Origin of the sequence: Calditerrivibrio sp. (assembly GCA_026415135.1) — a bacterium.
Taxonomy (GTDB): domain Bacteria; phylum Chrysiogenota; class Deferribacteres; order Deferribacterales; family Calditerrivibrionaceae; genus Calditerrivibrio.
Map to the genome: position 1 here is coordinate 1 of JAOAHS010000019.1, position 22,467 is coordinate 22,467.

Below are 22,467 nucleotides of genomic sequence, written 5' to 3' on the forward strand. Positions count from 1 at the left end.
GGGCGTTTTTCAGCTGCCATATTACTTGATCTCTTTTAACTTTTCTTCCAGTTCTTCGAATGATGGTCTTGTAGATGGGGGTATAGCCCTTCTGGCGAGTTCTATTGCTGCTTTTGGATCAGGAGTATTTACGAAGAATACGAGGGCTTCTTTTACCACTCTGTAGGTGAAACTGTTAAAAATTACTATATTCTCAAGACCTGATGCGATAGGACCAACTATACCGTAAGATAATAAAACCCCCAAGAATGTACCAACAAGGGCGGCACCAATATGGTGACCTAAGACCTCAGGGGGTTCACTGATAAGACCCATCGTAATAACGACACCCATAACTGCAGCAACAATACCGAATGCTGGAAGACCATCAGCCATTTTCTGAATTGCATGGGCAGGAAGATGTTCTTCTTTGTGGGCGGTGTCTATATCTACATCCATGAGGTTTTCCAACTCATGGGGTTGCATTACACCTGTAAGAATGACTTTTAAATTATCGCTTATAAAGTGTAGTAGATGGTGATTTTTTAATACTGATGGATAGTTATTGAAAATGGGGCTTTCCTTGGGGTTTTCTACATCGTTTTCTAAGGATAGAAGCCCATTTTTTCGTGCTTTTATAAATAGTTCGTACAAGAGTTTCAAGAGCTCTTCATAATCTTGTTTGGTTGGCGTTTTCCCACTAAAAAGGCTTTTGACACCTCCAACTATAAGCTTGATTAAAGCAATAGGTGAACCGACTATGAGTGCTCCAAGTGCAGCACCACCTATTATTATAAACTCAGAAGGTTGAATAAGTAGATGAATATTACCGCCAGCTAAAAGAAATCCTCCCAAAACTGAGCCAAAAACAACTATATATCCAATAATAGCCGTCATAAGCTACACTTCTCCTAAATTATTTATCATAAAATATTCATCGGTAAAAGATACAAAAACATAAGCTAAATTTTGTATTGATTAAACCGTTTAATAGATATAATAATACAAAAAAGTTAACAAGTCAACGGAGAGTGGCTTATGGGTGTATTGGGGATAGTTGTTCTTATTTTTATTGTTGTGATTGTGGGGCTGGGAGTTTTTTATTACAATAGGTTTGTTTCCCTTAGGAATATGATAGATGAGGCTTATAGTAGTATAGATGTCCAGCTTAAGAGAAGATACGATCTGATTCCAAATCTTGTAGAGACTGTAAAAGGTTATGCAAAACATGAACAGATGACGTTAGAAAATGTAGTAAGATTGAGGAATATTGCACAAACATCAAAGGGTATCCATGATAAGATCAAAAGTGAAAATATGCTCACTTCAGCATTGAGAAGTGTTTTTGCACTGGCGGAAAGTTATCCTGATTTAAAAGCTAATGAAAATTTTTTATCGCTACAAAGTGCCCTTGTTGAGATAGAAAACAATATTCAGGCTGCGAGAAGATATTACAATGCAGTTGTAAAGGAGAACAATACCTTGTGCGAGACTTTCCCATCTCTTATAATAGCTAAGATATTCCATTTTGGTAAAAGAGAATATTTCACTTTGGAAGATCGTGAAAGGGGCAACGTTGAGGTATCCTTTTAGATGAAAGTCGTTATTTTTCTGTTATTCTTCCCTTTTTTGGCTTTTGCTGAATTTTTTGATATAGAAAATTATAAGGTAAAGATAAAAATTAATGAAGATTCCACAATAGATGTTATTGAAGAATTAACGGTAAATTTTATTTCACCAAGACATGGTATTTTCAGGAAAATACCCTATTCTTATCAGACTGACAGCTTTATTATGGATTCAGGAAGGTTTAGTTTTGGTAATAAACGTTATAAGATCGAGATATTTGATATAGATACAGATCCTAAGCCTTTTTCAGTGTCTAAGAAAGATGGGTATGTGGTTATTAAGATAGGGGATAAAGAAAGGCTTGTTAGTGGTAGAGTTTATTATTCAATAAGGTACAAGGTTTTTGGGGCTATCAATAGGTTTGATGATCATTCGGAATTGTATTGGAATGTCATAGGGCATGATTGGGGAGTATATATTAATGAGTTGTCTTTTTCAGTCAAGCTGAAAGAGGGGTTTAGTTTAAAACAAGAGGATTTTATTATTTTTTATGGTCCCTCTGGAAGTAGAGAAAGGATAATGTCTGGATATTTGCTTTCTGATGGATTGATGGTTGAGAATATTCCCAAACTACCACCTAAGCATGGGGTGACTTTTGCGATAAGATTACCCAATAGCTATTTTAGTAAGAGTTCGATTCTGTTAAAAGTTAAGTTGTTCTTGATAAACAATATGTTTGTGTTGGTCCCTTTATTTGTTTTGTTTATAGCCCATTCAGTATGGGTAAGACATGGTAGGGATTTAAAATTTGTGAAAGTTGTGGAGTATTTTCCTCCAAGAAATCTTACACCTGCTGAAGTGGGAGTCTTAAATGATGACATGCTTGATAACAGGGATATTGTATCACTTATATTTTATTGGGCAAGTTTAGGTGTTGTGAGTATAGAAGAGATCAAAGGGGAAGGATTGTTCGACAAAGACGATTATATGATTCATAAATTGAAAGATCTGCCTAAAGAGGCTAAAAACCATGAAAAGGTTTTTTTTGATGCTCTGTTTGGGCTAAGGGATAGTGTTTTGATCTCTTCTTTGAAAGATTCATTTTATGATAAACTCCAAAAAGTAAGAAATGCCCTAAATAGGGATATAGAAAATGAAGAGTTATATTTTAAAGATAGTAAGTTGCTTTCTTTACTTTTTTTGCTTGCTGGTTTTGGTTTTTTATTTGTAGGTTTTTTTGTTGTTGGTTTTTGGGGGTTAAATGGGGCTGTTTATCTATGGCTTTCTGGCATTATTATGATATTTTATGGGATTATAATGCCAAAGAAAACGATAAAGGGGCTTGATAAGTACAAAAAGATAGTTGGTTTTCGTGAGTTTATTAAAAGGACTGAGGTGGAAAAATTGAAGTACCTATTGTCTCAAGATGAAGGATATTTTGACAAGACCTTGCCCTATGCAATATCTTTAAATCTATTTAAAGATTGGGTTACCAAGTTTGAAGGATTAATGGTGAGGCCTCCAGAGTGGTTTATGACAAGTGGTACAGTGAGCTATATGGGTGATTTTATAGGTTCGGTTTCAAAGTCTTTTGATTCTATTAAGAACTCTTTATCATCAAAACCTAAATCTGCTGCTTCTGGTGGTAGTGGTTTTTCAGGGGGTGGAAGTGGAGGAGGTTTTGGTGGAGGGGGCGGTGGAAGCTGGTGAATAATTATATCTTATTTTCGTCACAGCTTTTTTTAGATTATCTTTTGCCGTTGTTTATGGATCATGGTATCTCGTTGCCGATATTTACCTATAAAAATGAGGTGCATAGAAAAAGCTTGAGAAAGATAGAAGATTTATACGGTAGTTACTTTGAGATCCATTTTTTAGAACTATCGAAATATTTGGATTTTATTGAGAAGTATAAAATAAGTAATGAAAAGAATCTTATATTGCTGGATTGGAATAAAGATTTTTTTGATATAACACCCCATCACAATGCTTTTTTTTGTCAACCTGCTTTGTTACCCATGTATAGAGGTTATGGTGCTATAACAGAGCAGTTTTTGCGGGGTGTTTCTGTGGGTGGGGTTACTTTTTATAGACCTTCAGAAATAACGGATGCTGGTGATATTGTATACCAAAAGGAGATCAGGATAGCTTTTGAGGATTATCCGGAAGATTACATAATGAAAGTTTGTAATGAGATAGTTAGTGTCATATCTAACATCGATTTAAAAAAGCTACCCTCTAAACCTCAAAATGAGTTGCTATCTTTTTCTTTAAGTAGAATCAGAAGAAAAAACGCTATTATAGATTTTAGAGCTGATGCTTTATCAATATACAATCATATAAGGGCATACAGTAGACCTTTTTTTGGTGCTTTTTGCTATTTAGAAAATGAAAAGATCACTGTATTTAAGGCTAAACCTGAAAAGTGGCAGGGTGATTATGGATATCCTGGTGAGGTACTCACTATAAATGATTATGGTGCAGAGGTGGCTTGTGGGAGTGGTACGGTTTTGTTAATGGATATTGATGTTGAAAAAGTTGTTTTGAAAAAGTCATGTGTATTAAATAAATATCTTAAAATCGATTGATTTTTGCCTGAAAATGAGTTAAGTTTTACTTTTCTGGAGGTAAAAGATGAACGCTGTTATGAACACGTATAATAGATATGATATTGCATTCATAAGAGGGGAAGGGTCATATCTCTATGATAAAGATGGGAAAAGATATGTGGATTTTGCCTCTGGTATAGCTGTGACTAATCTTGGCCACTCCAACGAAAAGATAGCTTCTGCTTTGTATAGTCAGGCAAAAACTTTGATTCATACTTCAAATCTTTATAAAAACCCTTTACAGGAAGAGGTTGCAGAGGTTATCTCCAAGCTCAGTTTTGGTGGTAAAGTGTTTTTCTGTAATTCGGGTGCAGAAGCGAATGAGGCTGCATTGAAGTTAGCAAGGATCTATGGGAATAAAAAATTTGGTGGAAAACGTTATAAGGTAATCACAATGTTAAACTCTTTTCATGGCAGAACTTTTGCTACACTTTCTGCGACTGGCCAAGATAAGGTAAAGAAAGGTTTTGAACCTACTCTTAGTCATATTTTCCATATCCCTTTTAATGATATTGGCGCTTTAAAACATGCCATTGATGATGAAACGGTTGCTGTGATGCTTGAGGTGATTCAGGGCGAGGGTGGGGTTATCCCAGCTGATAGATCTTATCTTAAAGCTGTTCGCGATATATGTTCTGAAAAGGATATTTTACTTATATTTGATGAGGTACAAACAGGTATCGGAAGAACTGGCGAGGTTTTTGGTTATCAGGTTTATGGGGTTGAGCCTGATATCTTTACCCTTGCCAAAGCTCTGGGTAACGGTTTCCCTGTTGGAGCTATGGTGGCAAAACCTCAAGTGGCTGAATACTTAAGTCCCGGAACGCATGCTTCCACGTTTGGTGGAAATTACTTAGGTTGTGCGATTGCAAAAACCGTCTTGGAGATAGTTTCTGACGAAGTTTTTTTGTCAACTGTTAGAAAAAAAGGTGAATACTTGATGGAGCAGCTAAAAAAGATTGTATCAGATAAAGCAATGGTCAGAGGTATGGGGATGATGGTGGGTTTGCGATTGGATGATGGAATTTCAATGGCTGATTTCGTTATAAAAGCCAATGAACGTGGCTTACTGACCGTCCCAGCTGGGGATAATACTGTCAGAGTATACCCAGCTTTGAACATAGATTATAATGTTATAGATGAAGGTATAGAAATATTAGAAAAAATTTTTCGGGAGATCTGATGAAAAAAGATTTTCTTACACTTAGAGATTATGATTCTGATACGCTAAAAAAACTTGTCGATCTTGCTTTACGATTTAAAAGAGAAAGATACAGTTTTGGCAGGGATCTGTTAAAGGGGAAGACAGTTGCTCTAATTTTTGAAAAGTCTTCCACGAGAACAAGGGTTTCTTTTGAGGTAGGGGTTATGGATATGGGTGGATACCCTCTTTTTCTGAGCAAAAATGACTTACAGCTTGGAAGGGGTGAGACAATAGAGGATACTGCCAGGACTCTATCCAGATATGTGGATATGATTATGCTTAGAACTTTTGAACATAGTAAGCTTGAGAGACTCGCTAAATACAGTACTGTCCCTGTGATAAATGGTTTGAGTGACGATTTTCACCCATGCCAAGTAATGGCAGATATTATGACTATTTATGAGAAATTCGGTTGTTACGATGTTAAGTTGGCCTATGTGGGGGATGGAAATAATATGGCCCATTCTTTGATGCTGGGTTCATCAAAATTTGGGATAGATTTTGCTATCGCTACACCTAAAGGTTATGAACCAAAAAAAGATATTTTAATGGCTGCAGATTACATAGCCCAGAAAAATGGTAAAAGAATAGTACATACCTATGACCCTTACGAGGCAGTAAAGGGTGCGGATATTATATACACAGATGTTTGGACCAGTATGGGTATGGAAGAGGAAAACGATATTAGACTTGTTGCTTTTAAAGATTATCAAGTGGATATGAAACTTTTAAAATCTACTGGTAAAAACACCTTTTTTATGCACTGTTTGCCTGCCCATAGGGGTGAAGAGGTTACCGATGAAGTGATTGAGTCTGATATGTCGATAGTTTTTGATCAAGCGGAAAATAGGCTTCATGCCCAAAAAGCTATAATGGCTTATCTAATAAATAATGGAAATTTTGGAGGATTGTTATGAGCAGAGAAAAAGTAGTGCTTGCTTATTCTGGTGGACTTGATACCTCAGTAATTTTAAAGTGGTTAGATTTAAAGGGTTATGATGTTGTGGCTTATGTTGCTGATTTGGGACAGAGGGATGATTTTAAAGCTATAGAGGAAAAGGCTTTTAAGTCTGGGGCTAAGGAGTTTTATGTTGTCGATTTGAAGGACTATTTTGTTAAAGATTTTGTTTATACCTCTATAAAGTTTAATGCGGTATATGAAGGTAGGTATCTCATGGGAACATCCCTTGCAAGACCTGTGATTGCAAAGGGTATGGTGGATATTGCAAGGAAAACAGGAGCCAAATATATAGCCCATGGCGCTACAGGTAAGGGTAACGATCAGGTAAGGTTTGAGCTTTCAGTGGCTGCCCTTGCGCCAGATCTAAAGGCAATAGTGCCGTGGAGAGATCCAGCCTTTTTTAATGTCATAAAGGGTAGAAAGGAGGCTATGGATTTTGCAAAAGAGCATGGTATTCCTGTAAAGGCTACAGCGGACAAGCCATGGAGTTCGGATGAAAACCTTATGCATATCAGTTTTGAGGCTGGTATACTTGAGGATCCTGCAATGAGACCTCCAAAGGATATGTTTGAGCTTACTACTGACCCTATGGATGCCCCCAACGAACCTGAACAGGTGGAGATAGAGTTTGAAAAGGGTGAGCCGGCTAAGGTAAATGGTAAAACTTATGCTCCTGCAGAACTACTTAAGGTAGTTAATGCACTTGGTTCGAAGCATGGTATAGGAAGAGTGGATATGGTGGAAAGTAGATATGTGGGGATGAAGTCAAGGGGTGTTTATGAGACACCTGGAGCCACTATATTGATGGCCGCACATAGAGATTTGGAAGGTATTACGTTGGATGGTTCCCTTATAAATTTGAAAGATACACTTATGCCGAGATTTTCCCATTTGGTTTATTCGGGGTATTGGTTTACCCATGAGATGGAGTGTTTAAGGACATTTTTGGATAAGACTCAGGAGTTTGTAACTGGTAAAGTTAGGTTGGAGCTTTATAAAGGTAACATCATCAATATAGGTAGAGAATCTGAATATACACTGTATGACAAACTTGTAGTTTCTATGGATGACGATCTTGGGGCTTACAACCAGACAGATGCTACTGGGTTTATTAAATTGCATTCTTTACCTATAAGGGCTCATGCAAAGAGACTTGCGAAGATCAAAAAATAGTTAGAAGGGGTATATGGATGTATTTTCAGGATGTGATATTAAAGCTTCAAGAGTTTTGGGCAAAAAAAGGTTGCATAATTTATCAACCCTACGACATAGAAGTGGGTGCCGGAACCTTCAATCCGGCAACATTCCTAAGATGTTTGGGACCAGAGCCATGGAATGTGGCATACGTTGAGCCAAGTAGAAGACCTACTGATGGTAGATACGGTGAAAACCCCAACAGACTACAGCATTATTATCAGTTTCAGGTCATTTTAAAGCCATCACCGGATGATATACAGGATCTATACCTTGATAGTCTTAGATACTTGGGAATAGATCCATTGGAGCATGATATAAGGTTTGTGGAGGATGATTGGGAGTCTCCTACACTTGGAGCTTGGGGATTAGGATGGGAGGTTTGGCTTGATGGTATGGAGATAACCCAATTTACATATTTTCAGCAGGCAGGTGGAATAGATCTTAAGCCTGTGTCTGGTGAGATTACCTATGGTTTGGAAAGGATCACAATGTACCTTCAAGGGGTTGAGTCTGTATTTGATTTAAAATGGAACGAAAATGTGACTTATGGTGATGTATATCATAGAAATGAAGTGGAGTTTTCAAGGTTTAATTTCGAAGAGGCGGACGTTGAGATGAATTTTAAGCTTTTTGAAATGTATGAAAAGGAGTGCATAAGGCTTATTCAAAAGGAGTTGGTATTGCCAGCATACGATTTTTGTTTAAAATGTAGTCATACTTTCAATCTTCTGGATGCAAGAAATGCCATTTCTGTTACCGAAAGAACAGGTTATATTGCCAGGGTCAGGAATCTGGCCAAGCTCTGTGCTGAGGGTTACCTAAAGTCAAGGGAAGCGATGGGTTTTCCGTTATTGAAGAATGGTTAAAGAGGGGGTGGCTAAATGCCACCTTTTTTTTTATATCGTTTTTCCATTTCCAAAAGTTTTACTTTTAGCTCTATACCTGCTGAAAAACCTCCTAAACCATGTTTGGAAACGACTCTATGGCATGGGATAATGAGAGGAAATCTATTTCTTTTCATCGAGTTACCTACAGCCCTTGTAGCTTTGGGTTGACCTGACAGTTTGGCTAATTCGGAGTAGGTGATAGTATGACCCATGGGGATCTTGGAAAGAGTTTTATATATAGTTTTGTCAAAATTATTAAATATTACCCCAGATAAAATGTGAAAAATATCATAATCTTCAACATCGAAGTAGTTTTCTAATACATCTACTATCTTTGCAATGTTTTGTGGTAGATTATGTTTAGAGATATTTTTTTGAGTAAATTCAATCTTTAAAGGTATGTTTGAGTTATCCCAGTATATTTCTAAATTTGATACATTAAAGAAGGGTATTACTATACTATTCATGGTATTACATATAATAGATTCGATTAATCCACAAGAAAAAAGATTGACTAAGATATTAAAAATTGTAAAATAAAATTAAAATAAAGGAGGTGCCTTATGATATCCAAAACTATGATTATAGCAGAGGTCATAAAAAAGTTTCCCCAATCTAAAAAAGTGTTTGATGAGTTTAATATGGGATGCTTAAGCTGTATGGGGATTCAAAACGAAACAATTGAAAAGGGTTGTTTGATGCATGGTATCGATCCTGAAAAACTTATTGCAGAAATAGAAAAAGAGATTAAAAAGTAATGTACAGTTATCTTACAGATAGAATTTTTACAATAGATTTAGGCCCGAACATGATTATGGGCTGTGATACTGATGATGAGTCAGTTATTTTGTTTGATACATGTATTGATGAGTCTGTTGCTAAAAAAATAGATAAAATTGCTGCTAAGCCAGTTAAATATATTTTAAACAGCCATTCCCATGCAGATCACACTGGTGGTAACTATTATTTTCAGAAAAAATATAATACTAAGATATATATTGATAGCAGGGAGATATCTTTTTGTGAACTTCCTGAATTAGAAACTGCACTATTAAATGGTGGCTATGGTTTATTCTTAACAAAAGATAAATTTTTATGTGCTAAAAAAAGTTTTGCTGATAGACTTGATAAATTTGATCTGAGGAGTTACGGTATAGAGACATTTGATCTGGCTGGGCATTCACCGGGTATGACAGGTTTTAAGGTGGAGGATATTTGCTATTTTGGGGATGCGGTATTTAGTAGAGAAATCATAGACAAATATAAGATTTTATATCTTTATGATGTGAGCAGATTTAGAAGATCCCTTGATAAGCTTCTTGGTGTTCCTTATGAAAAATGCGTTATTTGTCATAAGGGTGTGTTTGATAAAAGTCAGATGGAGCATGTAGTAAATCTTAATAAAAAACATGTGGAGCAAGTTAAAAATATTGTTTACGATAATATTGATGACAACATTGGCGAAAGGGAGATCTTTTTAAAGGTGGTTGAAAAACTTGATATAGAATTGAGCAAAAGTATCTATCTACTTATCTTTTCTACCATAAAAGGGTATCTGTTTGATTTACTTGAGGAAGGTCTGGTGGAGGTCAATATTGATAAAGGTTTTTTATGGAAAAAGATATAGTAAATCTGGAGTTACCTTTTGAAGAGGGTTTATACATCTTTTCCGATGTTATTAAAAGTCAGATAAAGCCCCTTGCTCAGTATAAATGGGATAACGTTTTTTCTGATAGATATCTGAATGTTGAAATTGGTATTGGTAATGGGGAGTTTATTTGCCATATGGCTGAAGTGAATAGGGATGAGGTTTATATCGGTTTTGAAGTGATTCGAAAGATTTTTAGAAAGGCTATAGCGAGGGTAAAAAGAAAATGTTTGGATAATGTCAGGTTGATACAATTTGATGCTGGTTTTTTTATACCCCTTTTAAGGGATTGTTCAGTTAAGAACTTTTATATAAATTTTCCAGATCCATGGCCTAAAAAAAAGCACAATAAGCGTAGATTACTCAAGCCAGAGTTTCTCAAAATATTAAAAGAAAAACTTGTACCTGGTGGTAAGCTCTTTATAGTAACTGACCATGATGACTATGCCAATGAGATCCTATTGAATCTAAAAACAGTGGAGGGTCTGAGACCTGAGTTTGAAGGATATTATGTCAACGATCTTTTGGATTACTATCCAACAAAATATTATAGAAAATTTGCTGTTCATAATAGAGTATATTTTTATAGGATGGTTAAGGTATGAAAAGGGTAATACTTGGTGTACTATGTCTGCTTTTTGCAAGTTCAGTTTTTGCAAAAGATGTCTTTATTCTTGAAGTTAAAGGTATTATTACTGGTTATACTTACAAATACCTTAAGTCCAATTTTGAAAAGATTACTGATAAGGATGCTCTGATAGTAATAAAGTTAGATACACCTGGAGGAGTTTTAGAATCTACAAGACAGATAGTTCAACTTTTTTTAGAATCTAAATTGCCTGTTGTTGTATATGTTTCTCCCCAGGGAGCCAGAGCTACCTCTGCTGGGGCATTCATTGCCCTTGCATCTAATTATCTTGTAATGGCTGATGGCACCCATATAGGTGCTGCCCATCCGGTAAATATTACAGGTGATGATATTAAAGGTGATATGAGAAAAAAGGTGGAGAACGACACTACTGCTTTTATCCGTTCTATATCACAGAAAAGGGGAAAGGATGAAAAGGTGGCAATGGAGATGGTGCTTAATTCCCTCAGCCTAACAGCAAAGGAAGCTTTTGAAAAGAGAATTGCTGATGATATAGCTAATACGGATCAAGAGTTTAAAGAAAAGCTTAAAAAACGATTTGGTATCTCTGAGATAACGAGTTTTAAAATAAATGAGCCAACTATTATTGAGAGGATCGCTTTTTTTCTGAGTGATCCCAATGTCATTGTTATGCTCTTGCTTATTGCAATAGCAGCGATTTTCCTTGAATTTAAGATGCCTGGTTCTTTTATATTTGCTTCAATAGGTATTGCTGCAATAATACTTTTTCTATTGGCTATAAATATTATACCTATAAATTATTTGGGCTTACTTTTGATTTTTGCTGGTATAGCCTTTTTGATTGCTGAGATATTTATTACAAGTTTTGGTTTACTTTCTTTGGCTGGAATAGTGTCTCTGGCTTTTGGTATGTACATCCTGTTTAGTAAAGGGGGTAATATGGGGATTGAAGTCTCTTTGTCCATGATAGTAGGGCTTATTTTTGCTCTTTTGGTAGTGGTGTTGTTCATAGGTAGGTTACTGATAAGGGACATGAAGAAGAAGGTTGTAACTGGTGTTGAGGGGATGTTGGGTCAAGTGGGGGAAGTTATTGATTGGGATATGGAGAGATCAAAGGGTAAGGTTTTAGTTCATGGTGAGATATGGAGTGCAGTATCTGATCAGATGCTGACTAAGGGGGATAATGTGCAGGTTACCGCAGTGAATGATTTTGTGTTGAGGGTGAGAAAGATTGAAGTGTGAACATTTTTTTGTACTTGATAAATATAATAAATTTTCAATAAGGGCTTTATTGGTAGCTTTTGAAAAATGGTTCCCAGATCTGAACTATAGGGTAATAAAAGTTGATGAAATAAAAGATCATCTCACTGATGGCTTTTACTTTTTTTCATTTAACAGTATTAATGCTAGGTTTTATTTAGAACTGGTAAATAGTATCAAAAAGAGTTCTCGTAATCTTAAGACCGTTTGTGGAGGTCCCCATCCTTCGGCAAGACCAGATGAGGTTTCAGCTTATTTTGACAAAGTAGGTGTTGGTGAAGGGGAATTGATATTAAAGGAGATAGTTGAGGATCTATTATCAGGGAATGAGGGAAAAAAGGTTTACAAGAGTTCGAGCAGGATTTCTTTAGATGATTACCCTGCCTATCCCAGAAAGAAAAGTCTCTTTGGTGCCATCGAACTTATGAGGGGGTGTACCTTTTCTTGTAGTTACTGTCAGACACCTCAGCTATACAAAGGTGCTTTAAGGTTTAGGTCTGTGGAGAAGGTTTTAGAGGATGTGGCTTATGGTTTGGAACATAATAAAACAGATATAAGATTCATTTCGCCTGATTCTGCTTCATATTTTTACAATGGAGCTGTGAATTATGTTAAAATAGAAGATCTTTTAAATAGACTTAGTAAACTTTTGAAGGGTAGGGGAAGGATATTTTATGGTTCTTTTCCATCAGAGATCAATCCATATTTTGTTAATGATGACTTTGTAAGACTTATCAAGGAGTATTGTCATAATAGAAGGGTTGTTTTGGGGCTTCAGTCTGCTTCAAAGAAGATGTTAAAAAAGATGAATAGACCAGATGATATTGAACGGGTTGAGTATGCTATTGAGCTTTTTTTGAAGTACAGATTTATTGTTGATGTGGATTTTATTTTTGGGCTGCCGTTTGAGACAGATGAGACGATAATGGAAACGATGCAATGGATTGAGAAGTGGTCATCCAGAGTCAGAATTCATTCCCATTATTTTATGCCTTTGCCTGGTAGTAAGTGGGAGCATTTATCTCCCACAGAGATGCCAGAATATTTTGAACGTTTTGTAAAGAGTCTCGAAGGCAAGAGCCGTCTTTTTGGACAATGGAACACCCAGCAAAACTTAGCCTACTGCCTTGAGAGCCTTCAGGTGTAAATTATAGCTTGATAATATTTTTCAAGATGTTATTTTAAGTACAAAATACTATTAAAAAGGTGTGTATATGAAAGAAACAATCCTTGAAATGAAGAAAAAGCTTATTCTCATCGAAGATTTTGGGGTTACTGAGGAGGATGTTGTAAAAGAGCTGGGAGTCAGTCTAAAAGAATATGAACAAAAAACTGATGTATTATTCAATGAGTTATCCAGTGATGAGAAGGAATGGGTTTTAAAAGAATTATCCAACTGGTTTTTGGAATATAATACATTTTTTGGTGGCTGTGGTAAAAATTGTAGTAGCTGTTTGAAACATTCAGAGATTTAATAGTTTGTATTAGTTTTATAATTTTAAAACTGTTTTCGAAAATAATTTCTTGACCTTTTCATTACAATTATCTAAAAGGTTAGTCTGTTAGTCCGGTAAAGTTCTTACTTTAGGGTGATAGATGAGAGTTAGTTTGGCTTCTGATCATGGTGGTTTTGAGTTAAAAAATACAATACTTACCTATGTTCATTCTAAAGGGCATAATGTATTAGATCTCGGGACGTACTCGAGTGATTCAGTAGATTATCCAGACTTTGCGTTAAAAGCAATTGAATCTATACTAAACCACGATGTTGAAAGGTCTATTATTCTTTGTGGTACAGGTATTGGTATATCGATAAGCGCCAACAGGTTTCCGGGGATTAGGGCCGCTTTATGCTGGGACCCCTTTACTGCTAAATTGAGTAGATTGCATAACGATGCAAATATTCTTGTTTTAGGTGGGAGACTGATAGGGGTTGAGCTTGCTAAAGAGATTGTAGATGTATGGTTAAACACCGGGTTTGAAGGTGGAAGACATGAAAGAAGAATATCAAAAATAGATGAATATGCCTATAAATATTGGAAAAAATATATGGAAGGTGAGAAATGAGTTTATATGATTTTGTAAAAAAGACCGATCCAGAAGTTTATGATGCTTTGATCAAAGAGATTGAACGTCAGGAGACCCATATTGAGTTGATAGCCAGTGAAAATTTTGTAAGTCCAGCTGTGCTCGAAGCCCAGGGTTCGATAATGACAAATAAATACGCAGAAGGTTACCCCGCTAAAAGGTATTATGGAGGGTGTGAATATGTTGATATAGCAGAGGAATTGGCCATTAAGCGGGCAAAGGAGCTTTTTGGGGCGGAGCATGCAAACGTTCAGGCTCATTCTGGTAGTCAAGCAAACATGGCTGTTTATTTTGCAGTATTAAAACCTGGAGATACAATAATGGGGATGAATCTTTCCCATGGGGGGCATCTCACACACGGAAGTCCTGTAAACTTTTCAGGTAGATTTTATAATGTAATACCGTATGGTGTAAGTAAAGACACAGAAACGATAGATTATAATGAGGCTGAGAGGTTAGCTAAAGAGCATAAGCCTAAGATGATAATGGTTGGTGCCAGTGCGTACCCAAGGGTGATAGATTTTAAGGCTTTTAGAGAGATTGCGGATACAGTGGGGGCTGTGCTTGTTGTGGATATGGCCCATATTGCAGGGCTTGTGGCTGCTGGTGTCCACCCGTCCCCTGTTCCGTACGCAGATTTTGTAACCACCACTACCCATAAGACTTTAAGGGGACCGAGGGGCGGCTTGATTCTTTGTAAAGAGGCCTTTGCAAAAACTCTTAACTCACAGATCTTCCCCGGCATTCAAGGGGGTCCTCTTATGCATGTGATAGCTGCCAAGGCTGTTGCCCTTAAGGAGGCTATGACAGAGGAGTTTAAAGAATACCAAAAACAGATTGTGAAAAATGCTAAGAGATTATCTGAGAGATTGCTAAAGAATGGTTTTAAATTGGTATCAGGAGGAACAGATAATCACCTAATGCTTATAAATCTATCAAATGTTGATATTACTGGTAAAGATGCCGAAGAGGCTCTGGGTAAAGCTAACATAACTGTGAACAAAAATACTGTTCCTTTTGAGACTAGATCACCATTCATTACCAGTGGAGTGCGTATAGGTACACCAGCTGTTACTACAAGGGGGATGAAAGAAGCTGAGATGGATATTATAGGTGATCTTATTTCCCAGGTGCTGTCTGAGCCTAATAATGAGGCAAATATTAAATCAGTAAAAGAACAAGTGTTAAAGTTGTGTGAAGCATTTCCACTTTATAAGGGGAAGTTGTATTAAAATTTTCTGTGTGGGAATGAATTGAGACCAGATTGGGATGAGTACTTTTTTAAAATTATAAATGTAGTTAAAGAGCGCTCTACTTGTATTAGACGCCAGGTTGGTGCTGTAATAGTTAAAGAAAATCATATACTTGCCACAGGGTATAATGGAGTTCCAACAGGTATCAGTCACTGCTCTGATGTGGGATGTATAAGAGCAAAACTTAATGTACCATCCGGTCAAAGACATGAGCTTTGTAGAGGGTTGCATGCCGAGCAGAATGCAATCATACAATCTGCGAAATATGGTGTTTGTATTGATGGCTCGACAATATATACTAATACTAAACCGTGTTCAATATGTTCTAAAATGATTATAAATGCAGGAATAAGAGAGATTGTTTACCAGGAGTATTACGATGATCAATTGGCCGACGATTTACTTAAAGAAACATCGATTATTGTGAGACAATACGAAAAAATGAGGTAAAAGATGCAGAGATTTTCATTTCCTGGTGGAGTTCATCCTGAATACAACAAAGAAAAAACAGCATCTAAAAAGATTGAACCATTGACCTATGAGATTGGAGAGGTATTACAAATACCTATAACTCAACACTTGGGTGCTCCTTCAAAAGAACTTGTAAAAAAGAAGGATATTGTTAAAGTTGGTCAAAAAATTGCCAACATGTCAGGTTTTATAAGCAGCAATCTGCATTCCCCTTTTAACGGTGAAGTGGAAGGGTTGGTGCTCGCATCTCATCCTATACTTGGCTATGTCCCAGCAGTAAGATTGAAGATAATGGATCTAAACGATGACTATATGAGAATTCAAAACAAAGAGAAGATCCAAGATTTGGTTGCTGAGGCTGGTATTGTGGGGCTTGGTGGAGCTACATTTCCCACTCATGTAAAACTTAGTCCTCCTAAAAGAATTGATACTTTGATTGTTAATGGTGCAGAATGTGAGCCTTTTTTGACATGTGATCATAGATTAATGGTGGAAAATGCCGAGGAGATCCTTTTAGGAGCGTTGATCGTTAAAGATAAACTTAATATAGAAAATCTCATTGTAGCTGTAGAGGATAACAAACTCGATGCTTATCAGGTATTTGAAAAATATAAAATAAAATACACCTTTGATCTTCAACTTTTACATACTAAATACCCCCAGGGGGGTGAAAAGCAGTTGATCTATGCTACTACTGGTAGAGTTGTGCCTGAAGGTAGATTACCTTTGGATGTAGGTGTAATAGTTCACAACGTTGGAACTTTTAAGGCTATTTATGAAGCGTGGACATTTGGAAAACCATTGTACGAAAGGGTTGTAACCGTTACTGGCGCAGTAAAAGATCCAAAAAACCTTTTGGTGAAAATAGGAACACCTATTTCAAAACTTATAGATGCCTGTGGAGGTTTTTTAGGTAAACCTAAGAAGATCATCATGGGGGGGCCGATGATGGGTTTTGCTGCTACATCGATGGATACACCTACTATGAAGGGGACAAGTGGTTTGGTTGTGTTGCGGGAAGAAGACTTACCAGATATGAAAAAGACAAATTGTATAAGATGTGGCAGATGTGTTCAGGCTTGTCCCATGGGTCTTGTTCCTGCCATTATGGAGCAATATAGTCTAAATGAGATGTATGAAAAGCTTATAGATTGGCATGTAGTAAATTGTATAGAATGTGGATGCTGTAGTTATGTTTGTCCAGCAAGAAGACCCCTTGTCGGGTATTTCAAAACCGCTAAGAGACAGGTAATGAATATTTTAAAACAGAGGTCTCAAAAATGAGTGATAAACTTTTAGTGACTTTTTCACCGCACATTAGGGATGAGATGACCACTTCAAAAGTGATGTTGCATGTTGTCTATGCCCTTTTACCTGCTATCGCTGTTTCCATCTATTTTTTTGGTTATTTTGCCGTTAAGACTTATTTACTTACAATTTTTTTTACGTTGATATTTGAATATATTTTCTTGAAATTACGAAAAAGAGCCATCACTTTACATGATAATAGTGCACTTGTTACAGGTATTTTACTTGCTATGAACTTACCTCCAGATTCTCCATGGTGGTTAATTGCGGTGGGGTCTTTTATAGCTATTGTTATTGGTAAACAGATCTATGGAGGACTGGGGCAAAATCCCTTTAATCCTGCACTTGTGGCAAGGGTTTTTCTTCTCATATCTTGGCCTGCTCAGATGACAAACTGGATAAAACCAGTACCCCTACACCAATCTTTTTTCTTTGATGCTGTATCCACAGCGACACCATTGGGGCAAGCAAAAGCTGAGATAATCGCTAATGGTAAAATAATTGGTAACTATAATGATGTATTCAACTATGCTGGTGGTTATATGGCTGGGTCTCTGGGGGAAGTAGCTGCATTTGCTATAGTATTAGGTGGTCTGTACCTTTTATATAAGAGAATAATCTCCTATCATATACCTGTTTTCTATCTTGTGGGTTTTTTAGTTATCGTTGTTCCATATTGGCTTATACACCCAGAGAAAAGTCTGAATCCTTTAGTACATCTTACAACAGGTGGTTTAATGTTGGGTGTTTTTTTTATGGCTACGGATATGGTAACAAGCCCGGTGACTAAAAAGGGGCAGGTAATCTTTGGTATAGGTTGTGGTATTTTGACTGCTGTCATAAGGATTTTTGGTAGTTACCCTGAGGGTGTTTCTTTTGCGATTTTGATAATGAATGCCTTTGTTCCTTTGATTGATTACTACCTTAGACCAAAAAGTTTTGGGGAGGTGGTAGATGAAAAGTAGTTTGAACATGATTTATATACTTACGATAGTGACAGGTATAGCTGCCTTTTTATTGGCTATTACCTATAAGGGAACAAAGGATAAGATTGAAGAGGCTTATAGGTTGGAATTGATAAAGGCATTGAATATAGTGCTGCCTAAATACGATAACAAGCCAGATACAGATAAAATAGATGTGGACGGAAAAACGGTCTATCTTGCAAAATTGGCAGGTACCACTGTTGGGTATGCTTTAAAAAGTAAGTCGTCAAAGGGTTATAGTGGTGATATTGACATCCTTGTTGGTTTTGATAAAAATGGTAAAGTGTACGGTGTGGAGATTTTAAAACATGCTGAAACTCCTGGTCTTGGTAATAAGATAGAAAATGAGAGTTTTAAAAAACAGTTTGTGGGTTTAGGAAAAGATGACAAGATTATGGTGAAAAAGGATGGTGGTAACATAGATCAATTTAGTGGAGCTACAATAAGTCCAAGAGCTGTCTGTGAAGCCGTTACGATAGCAGTGAAATTTTTAAATGAAAAAGTTCTCCCCCTACAAGGAGGCAAGGAATGAATCTAACTATACTAAAAGAAGGGATATGGAAAAATAATGGTGTTTTCAAACAAGTTTTGGGCATGTGTCCAACTCTTGCCGTAACTACATCTGTTAAAAACGGTTTGGGTATGGGACTTGCAACGACTTTTGTTTTAATATGTTCAAATGTTGTTATATCTCTTATTAAGGATCTCATACCATCAAAGATCAGAATACCGGTTTTTATAGTTGTAATAGCAAGTTTTGTTACAATTGTAGATTTGGCGATGAATGCTTATTTACATGATCTTCATAAAGTTTTAGGTCTGTTTATTCCCCTTATAGTAGTAAATTGTATCATATTGGGTAGAGCAGAGAGTTTCGCATCGAAAAACTCTGTTTTATCCTCTATGCTTGATGGAGTGGGCATAGGCATAGGATTTACTTTGGCGCTTGCGATTTTAGGGGCATTAAGGGAGATACTTGGCAATGGATCGATTTTTGGAGTGGATCTCTTTGGGGAAAGCTTTGCACCTGCGATAGCTATGATCATGCCTCCAGGTGCTTTTATCGGGCTTGGATTTATTATGTTTTTTATCACTTTTTTTGAAAAAAGAAAGAATAGCAAGAGGTAGTAGATGGAATATATACTCCTTTTTATATCTGCAAGTATAGTAAATAATTTTGTATTAGCGAGGTTTTTGGGGATATGCCCATTCATCGGGGTGTCAAAAAAGCTGGATACATCCATAGGGATGTCCTTTGCTGTTATATTTGTGATGGGTGTATCTGGTATTGTTACTTGGATTATACAGTATGCAGTGTTAAATCCCCTGGATCTGGGTTATTTGCAGACGATAATATTTATATTGGTGATAGCTTCATTGGTACAATTTGTAGAGATGGTAATAGAAAAAACTTCTCCAGCTCTTTATAGTAGCTTGGGTATATTTCTACCTTTGATTACTACAAATTGTGCAGTCTTAGGCGCAGCAATCTTGAATATCCAAAACAATTATAGTTTCCTTCAGATGTTGATCTTCACTATTGGGTCTGCTGTTGGGTTTTCTATAGCTCTTGTGATCTTTTCAGGTATCAGGGAAAGGATTGAATTGTCTGATATACCATTTTATTTTAGAGGATTACCGATTACGCTTATCACTGCTGGTATTTTATCATTAGCTTTTATGGGATTTAGTGGACTAGTAAAATAGGAGTGGTTATGATAGAGCCTGTAATTGTTTTGGGTTTGGCTGGAACTATTGCTGGGACGGGGCTTTGGATAGCTTCGAAAAAGTTTTCTGTTCAAAAGGATGAAAGGGTCGTAAAACTAATAGATATATTACCTGCTGCTAATTGTGGTGGATGTGGTTATCCCGGTTGTGCTGCTTTCGCAGAGGCATTGATAAGTGGTGAAGCAGGTATTTCTGGATGTCCAGTTGGTGGCAATGATGTGGCTATGAAGATAGCGGAGATACTTGGTGTAGAGTTTACAAGTACCTATAAGAAGGTAGCCAGAGTCAGGTGTAATGGGGGCCATTCCAATTGCGAGGAAAGATACGATTATGAAGGTCCAGGAGATTGCCATAGTATTGTAATGTTGGCTGGGGGGATTAAATTTTGTATATATGGCTGTGTTGGTGGTGGAAGTTGCGTTACTGCCTGTAAATTTGATGCCATGTATATGAATGAAGAAGGCTTACCCTCCATCGATGAAGAAAAATGCACTGCATGTGCAGCTTGTGTAAAGGCATGCCCTAGAAAGCTTATTGAGATTGTTCCTTATGATAAGAAATTTTTGGTAAGCTGTAGATCTTTTGATAAGGGTGTGGATGCCAAGGCATTTTGCAAAGTAGCTTGTATAGCCTGTAAACTGTGTCAAAAAAATTGTCCATCTGATGCAATAGTAGTGGAGAATAACTTAGCATACATCATTCCAGATAAATGTACAAACTGTGGAAAGTGCGAGGAGATTTGTCCTACTAAGGCCATTAAGAGATATGATTAAGGTATTTCTATGAAAAGATATATTGTTTTTATTCCTGTTTTAATCATCGTTGTTTTTTTAGTGTATTATTTTTACCCTAAGAAAGTTAAAAAAGTTGTTATTGATAGTGAAACACTTAAAAACAAGGTGGAAGATGTCATTGTCTTTAAAAGAATAGATAACAATGAAGAGCTATCTTTAAAAGCTTTAAATGAGTTATCAAAAGATGGTAAAAAGGGCTTTACAGAGGTTCCTGATAATATAAGATTTCTAAAAGTGGTTTTCGATAATAGTTCAAAGGTTGTTACTGTTTATGCAGAGTTTAGGGGGCCAAAGGAACATTTGGGTGATTTTCAGGAATATAAGATCTTACTTCAAATATTTCAGACTGTTAAATTAAATATTCCAGAATCTGAAAAGTTTAGATTGGTATTTTCTGGGGAGACACCTTTTTCTAATATAAGAAGTGATGGGTTATACATGATTGAGGGTGAAAATATTGTTATGGTGGGTGAATAGATGAGAATAGATGGAAGGGATAATAAACAGTTAAGAGAGATAAGAGTAGTAAAAAATTATATAAGGTATCCAGAAGGGTCGGTGTTGATAGAGTATGGTTTAACCAAAGTGATATGTAATGTCTCTGTTACAGACGGTGTACCGCCTTTTTTAAAAGGTACGAATACTGGTTGGTTAACAGCTGAATATTCTATGTTGCCAAGGGCAACGCATATCAGGAATCAAAGGGAATCTCAAAAGGGTAAATTAAGTGGCAGAACTCAGGAGATTTCAAGACTTATTGGAAGATCCTTAAGAACATCTATCGATCTTACTAAGATTGGTGAAAGAACTATAGTAGTGGACTGTGACGTTATACAGGCGGATGGAGGGACAAGGACTGCTTCTATTACTGGCGGTTGTATTGCTCTTTATTTGGCTTCAGAGAAGATGATGAGAGATTTTGGTATAGAAAATCCTATGAAAGAGCTTGTAGCTGCAGTTAGTTTGGGGATTGTCAATGGGGAGATCATGCTTGATCTCTGTTATGAAGAGGATTCTGTTGCAGAAGTTGACATGAATCTTGTGGCAAATAGTAACTTGGAGATTATTGAAATTCAGGGGACATCAGAAAAATCCCCTTTTAATAAAACTGTTTTAGATGAAATGCTTCAAGTGGGCTTATATGGCATAAATCAGCTTGTGTATATACAGAGAAAAGTTCTTGAAATGGTATGAAGTTACTTTTATCTACAAAGAATAGACATAAATTACGAGAGATAAAGGAGATTTTAGAACCGGTGGGTATTGTTGTAGAATCTGTTTATGACTATGTGAATATAGGTGATATAGAAGAGACAGGTAGCACTTTTGAAGAAAATGCAGCTTTAAAGGCTATCGAAATATCTAAGTATGTTGATGAATATGTTATTGCGGATGATTCTGGTATTTCTGTGGATTATCTTGGTGGTGCTCCAGGGGTTTATTCGGCAAGGTTTGCAGGTAAAAATGCCACAGATGATGAAAATAATAACCTTTTACTGAATAAGTTACAAGATATCCCCTTTGAAAAAAGGGATGCTAAATATGAGTGTGTGATAGCTCTTGCCAAATCAGGAAGACTTGTAAAGACCTTTTATGGTGATTGTAAGGGTTATATAGGTTTTGAGTATAGAGGTGAGAATGGTTTTGGCTATGATCCGATTTTTGTTCTGGAAGATGGCAGGCATATGGCTGAGTTATCCCCTGAAGAGAAAAACAGAATCAGTCACAGATATAAGGCATTGGTTAAACTGAGGGATTTTTTAACAAGCAATTTTAGATGAGAAAGTCTTTTCTTTTTTTATCTTTGTTTATTGTAATTTTGCTAACAATTTTTTCTCTAACTCTGAGAGGAATCAGTATCAAAATAGGTGGTAATGTTTATCGTGAGTATATATCCTATACAAACCCTGAAGAA

27 protein-coding genes are annotated in these 22,467 nt (G+C 36.4%); 25 read left to right on the top strand and 2 right to left on the bottom strand.

Features of this window, described 5'->3' with window-relative positions:
• Positions 1–21: 21 nt before the first annotated feature.
• A complete protein-coding gene (motA, locus tag N3C60_03335) occupies positions 22–876 on the bottom strand; it encodes a flagellar motor stator protein MotA (GenBank protein ID MCX8083934.1) in 855 nt (284 codons plus the stop codon).
• A gap of 141 nt (positions 877–1,017) precedes the next feature.
• Here motA and N3C60_03340 point away from each other — a divergent pair, with 141 nt between their 5' ends.
• The 7 genes from N3C60_03340 to glyQ are packed head-to-tail and all read left to right on the top strand — an operon-like array spanning position 1,018 to position 8,385.
• A complete protein-coding gene (locus N3C60_03340; protein ID MCX8083935.1) occupies positions 1,018–1,572 on the top strand; it encodes a LemA family protein in 555 nt (184 codons plus the stop codon).
• Positions 1,573–3,258 carry a DUF2207 domain-containing protein gene (locus tag N3C60_03345; GenBank protein MCX8083936.1) on the top strand — a complete coding sequence of 562 codons (1,686 nt, stop codon included), beginning with the start codon at positions 1,573–1,575 and terminating at the stop codon, positions 3,256–3,258.
• Positions 3,255–4,136, top strand: a complete 882-nt coding sequence (locus N3C60_03350) for a formyltransferase family protein (protein MCX8083937.1) — start codon at positions 3,255–3,257, stop codon at positions 4,134–4,136. Before N3C60_03345 ends, N3C60_03350 begins: the two co-directional genes overlap by 4 nt.
• A gap of 46 nt (positions 4,137–4,182) precedes the next feature.
• Positions 4,183–5,340 (top strand): aspartate aminotransferase family protein, encoded by a 1,158-nt coding sequence (locus N3C60_03355; protein MCX8083938.1) that lies wholly within the window; start codon positions 4,183–4,185, stop codon positions 5,338–5,340.
• Positions 5,340–6,278, top strand: a complete 939-nt coding sequence (gene argF / locus N3C60_03360; protein MCX8083939.1) for an ornithine carbamoyltransferase — start codon at positions 5,340–5,342, stop codon at positions 6,276–6,278. The genes N3C60_03355 and argF overlap by 1 nt, the downstream gene beginning before the upstream one ends.
• Complete coding sequence (locus tag N3C60_03365) at positions 6,275–7,495, top strand: argininosuccinate synthase (protein MCX8083940.1); 1,221 nt, start codon at positions 6,275–6,277, stop codon at positions 7,493–7,495. The genes argF and N3C60_03365 overlap by 4 nt, the downstream gene beginning before the upstream one ends.
• 17 nt (positions 7,496–7,512) lie before the next feature.
• Positions 7,513–8,385 (top strand): glycine--tRNA ligase subunit alpha, encoded by an 873-nt coding sequence (gene glyQ, locus N3C60_03370; GenBank protein MCX8083941.1) that lies wholly within the window; start codon positions 7,513–7,515, stop codon positions 8,383–8,385.
• 11 nt (positions 8,386–8,396) lie between these two features.
• On the opposite strand, the gene N3C60_03375 is transcribed toward glyQ, so the two are convergent.
• The gene (locus tag N3C60_03375) at positions 8,397–8,873 is read right to left on the bottom strand and encodes an MGMT family protein (protein ID MCX8083942.1); all 477 of its coding nucleotides are present in this window, start codon (positions 8,871–8,873) and stop codon (positions 8,397–8,399) included.
• A gap of 96 nt (positions 8,874–8,969) precedes the next feature.
• Here N3C60_03375 and N3C60_03380 point away from each other — a divergent pair, with 96 nt between their 5' ends.
• From N3C60_03380 to N3C60_03465, 18 genes are all read left to right on the top strand, one after another.
• Positions 8,970–9,164, top strand: coding sequence for a DUF1858 domain-containing protein (locus tag N3C60_03380; protein ID MCX8083943.1), 195 nt, complete (start codon positions 8,970–8,972; stop codon positions 9,162–9,164).
• The gene (locus tag N3C60_03385) at positions 9,164–10,033 is read left to right on the top strand and encodes an MBL fold metallo-hydrolase (GenBank protein ID MCX8083944.1); all 870 of its coding nucleotides are present in this window, start codon (positions 9,164–9,166) and stop codon (positions 10,031–10,033) included. Before N3C60_03380 ends, N3C60_03385 begins: the two co-directional genes overlap by 1 nt.
• Entirely contained in the window at positions 10,018–10,659 is a 642-nt protein-coding gene (trmB, locus tag N3C60_03390) for a tRNA (guanosine(46)-N7)-methyltransferase TrmB (protein MCX8083945.1), read from the top strand. Before N3C60_03385 ends, trmB begins: the two co-directional genes overlap by 16 nt.
• Positions 10,656–11,906, top strand: a complete 1,251-nt coding sequence (locus tag N3C60_03395; protein MCX8083946.1) for a nodulation protein NfeD — start codon at positions 10,656–10,658, stop codon at positions 11,904–11,906. The genes trmB and N3C60_03395 overlap by 4 nt, the downstream gene beginning before the upstream one ends.
• Positions 11,896–13,071 carry a TIGR04013 family B12-binding domain/radical SAM domain-containing protein gene (locus N3C60_03400; protein ID MCX8083947.1) on the top strand — a complete coding sequence of 392 codons (1,176 nt, stop codon included), beginning with the start codon at positions 11,896–11,898 and terminating at the stop codon, positions 13,069–13,071. The genes N3C60_03395 and N3C60_03400 overlap by 11 nt, the downstream gene beginning before the upstream one ends.
• A gap of 67 nt (positions 13,072–13,138) precedes the next feature.
• A complete protein-coding gene (locus tag N3C60_03405) occupies positions 13,139–13,399 on the top strand; it encodes a hypothetical protein (protein ID MCX8083948.1) in 261 nt (86 codons plus the stop codon).
• A gap of 121 nt (positions 13,400–13,520) precedes the next feature.
• Positions 13,521–13,991 (top strand): ribose 5-phosphate isomerase B, encoded by a 471-nt coding sequence (gene rpiB / locus N3C60_03410; protein MCX8083949.1) that lies wholly within the window; start codon positions 13,521–13,523, stop codon positions 13,989–13,991.
• The gene (locus N3C60_03415) at positions 13,988–15,244 is read left to right on the top strand and encodes a serine hydroxymethyltransferase (GenBank protein ID MCX8083950.1); all 1,257 of its coding nucleotides are present in this window, start codon (positions 13,988–13,990) and stop codon (positions 15,242–15,244) included. The genes rpiB and N3C60_03415 overlap by 4 nt, the downstream gene beginning before the upstream one ends.
• Before the next feature lie 21 nt (positions 15,245–15,265).
• On the top strand, positions 15,266–15,715 hold the full coding sequence (locus N3C60_03420) for a cytidine/deoxycytidylate deaminase family protein (protein ID MCX8083951.1): 450 nt from the start codon (positions 15,266–15,268) through the stop codon (positions 15,713–15,715).
• A gap of 3 nt (positions 15,716–15,718) precedes the next feature.
• On the top strand, positions 15,719–17,020 hold the full coding sequence (gene rsxC, locus N3C60_03425; GenBank protein ID MCX8083952.1) for an electron transport complex subunit RsxC: 1,302 nt from the start codon (positions 15,719–15,721) through the stop codon (positions 17,018–17,020).
• Positions 17,017–18,009 (top strand): RnfABCDGE type electron transport complex subunit D, encoded by a 993-nt coding sequence (locus N3C60_03430; protein ID MCX8083953.1) that lies wholly within the window; start codon positions 17,017–17,019, stop codon positions 18,007–18,009. The genes rsxC and N3C60_03430 overlap by 4 nt, the downstream gene beginning before the upstream one ends.
• Positions 17,999–18,562: an RnfABCDGE type electron transport complex subunit G gene (locus N3C60_03435; GenBank protein MCX8083954.1), complete on the top strand. Its 564-nt coding sequence runs from the start codon at positions 17,999–18,001 to the stop codon at positions 18,560–18,562. The genes N3C60_03430 and N3C60_03435 overlap by 11 nt, the downstream gene beginning before the upstream one ends.
• Positions 18,559–19,158 carry an electron transport complex subunit E gene (locus N3C60_03440; protein MCX8083955.1) on the top strand — a complete coding sequence of 200 codons (600 nt, stop codon included), beginning with the start codon at positions 18,559–18,561 and terminating at the stop codon, positions 19,156–19,158. The genes N3C60_03435 and N3C60_03440 overlap by 4 nt, the downstream gene beginning before the upstream one ends.
• Positions 19,159–19,161: 3 nt before the next feature.
• Positions 19,162–19,737, top strand: a complete 576-nt coding sequence (gene rsxA, locus N3C60_03445) for an electron transport complex subunit RsxA (protein ID MCX8083956.1) — start codon at positions 19,162–19,164, stop codon at positions 19,735–19,737.
• An 8-nt stretch (positions 19,738–19,745) separates the two neighbouring features.
• Complete coding sequence (locus N3C60_03450) at positions 19,746–20,531, top strand: RnfABCDGE type electron transport complex subunit B (GenBank protein ID MCX8083957.1); 786 nt, start codon at positions 19,746–19,748, stop codon at positions 20,529–20,531.
• 9 nt (positions 20,532–20,540) lie between these two features.
• The gene (locus N3C60_03455; protein MCX8083958.1) at positions 20,541–21,029 is read left to right on the top strand and encodes a hypothetical protein; all 489 of its coding nucleotides are present in this window, start codon (positions 20,541–20,543) and stop codon (positions 21,027–21,029) included.
• Positions 21,030–21,746 carry a ribonuclease PH gene (gene rph, locus N3C60_03460; protein MCX8083959.1) on the top strand — a complete coding sequence of 239 codons (717 nt, stop codon included), beginning with the start codon at positions 21,030–21,032 and terminating at the stop codon, positions 21,744–21,746.
• Complete coding sequence (locus N3C60_03465) at positions 21,743–22,333, top strand: XTP/dITP diphosphatase (GenBank protein MCX8083960.1); 591 nt, start codon at positions 21,743–21,745, stop codon at positions 22,331–22,333. Before rph ends, N3C60_03465 begins: the two co-directional genes overlap by 4 nt.
• Positions 22,334–22,467 lie beyond the last annotated feature (134 nt).

Coding starts and splice junctions, on each gene's coding strand:
- motA (MCX8083934.1), bottom strand. CDS start 876: ATGACGGCTATTATTGGATATATAGTTGTTTTTGGCTCAGTTTTGGGA.
- N3C60_03340 (MCX8083935.1), top strand. CDS start 1,018: ATGGGTGTATTGGGGATAGTTGTTCTTATTTTTATTGTTGTGATTGTG.
- N3C60_03345 (MCX8083936.1), top strand. CDS start 1,573: ATGAAAGTCGTTATTTTTCTGTTATTCTTCCCTTTTTTGGCTTTTGCT.
- N3C60_03355 (MCX8083938.1), top strand. CDS start 4,183: ATGAACGCTGTTATGAACACGTATAATAGATATGATATTGCATTCATA.
- argF (MCX8083939.1), top strand. CDS start 5,340: ATGAAAAAAGATTTTCTTACACTTAGAGATTATGATTCTGATACGCTA.
- N3C60_03365 (MCX8083940.1), top strand. CDS start 6,275: ATGAGCAGAGAAAAAGTAGTGCTTGCTTATTCTGGTGGACTTGATACC.
- glyQ (MCX8083941.1), top strand. CDS start 7,513: ATGTATTTTCAGGATGTGATATTAAAGCTTCAAGAGTTTTGGGCAAAA.
- N3C60_03375 (MCX8083942.1), bottom strand. CDS start 8,873: ATGAATAGTATAGTAATACCCTTCTTTAATGTATCAAATTTAGAAATA.
- N3C60_03380 (MCX8083943.1), top strand. CDS start 8,970: ATGATATCCAAAACTATGATTATAGCAGAGGTCATAAAAAAGTTTCCC.
- N3C60_03385 (MCX8083944.1), top strand. CDS start 9,164: ATGTACAGTTATCTTACAGATAGAATTTTTACAATAGATTTAGGCCCG.
- trmB (MCX8083945.1), top strand. CDS start 10,018: ATGGAAAAAGATATAGTAAATCTGGAGTTACCTTTTGAAGAGGGTTTA.
- N3C60_03395 (MCX8083946.1), top strand. CDS start 10,656: ATGAAAAGGGTAATACTTGGTGTACTATGTCTGCTTTTTGCAAGTTCA.
- N3C60_03405 (MCX8083948.1), top strand. CDS start 13,139: ATGAAAGAAACAATCCTTGAAATGAAGAAAAAGCTTATTCTCATCGAA.
- rpiB (MCX8083949.1), top strand. CDS start 13,521: ATGAGAGTTAGTTTGGCTTCTGATCATGGTGGTTTTGAGTTAAAAAAT.
- N3C60_03415 (MCX8083950.1), top strand. CDS start 13,988: ATGAGTTTATATGATTTTGTAAAAAAGACCGATCCAGAAGTTTATGAT.
- rsxC (MCX8083952.1), top strand. CDS start 15,719: ATGCAGAGATTTTCATTTCCTGGTGGAGTTCATCCTGAATACAACAAA.
- N3C60_03430 (MCX8083953.1), top strand. CDS start 17,017: ATGAGTGATAAACTTTTAGTGACTTTTTCACCGCACATTAGGGATGAG.
- N3C60_03435 (MCX8083954.1), top strand. CDS start 17,999: ATGAAAAGTAGTTTGAACATGATTTATATACTTACGATAGTGACAGGT.
- N3C60_03440 (MCX8083955.1), top strand. CDS start 18,559: ATGAATCTAACTATACTAAAAGAAGGGATATGGAAAAATAATGGTGTT.
- rsxA (MCX8083956.1), top strand. CDS start 19,162: ATGGAATATATACTCCTTTTTATATCTGCAAGTATAGTAAATAATTTT.
- N3C60_03450 (MCX8083957.1), top strand. CDS start 19,746: ATGATAGAGCCTGTAATTGTTTTGGGTTTGGCTGGAACTATTGCTGGG.
- N3C60_03455 (MCX8083958.1), top strand. CDS start 20,541: ATGAAAAGATATATTGTTTTTATTCCTGTTTTAATCATCGTTGTTTTT.
- rph (MCX8083959.1), top strand. CDS start 21,030: ATGAGAATAGATGGAAGGGATAATAAACAGTTAAGAGAGATAAGAGTA.
- N3C60_03465 (MCX8083960.1), top strand. CDS start 21,743: ATGAAGTTACTTTTATCTACAAAGAATAGACATAAATTACGAGAGATA.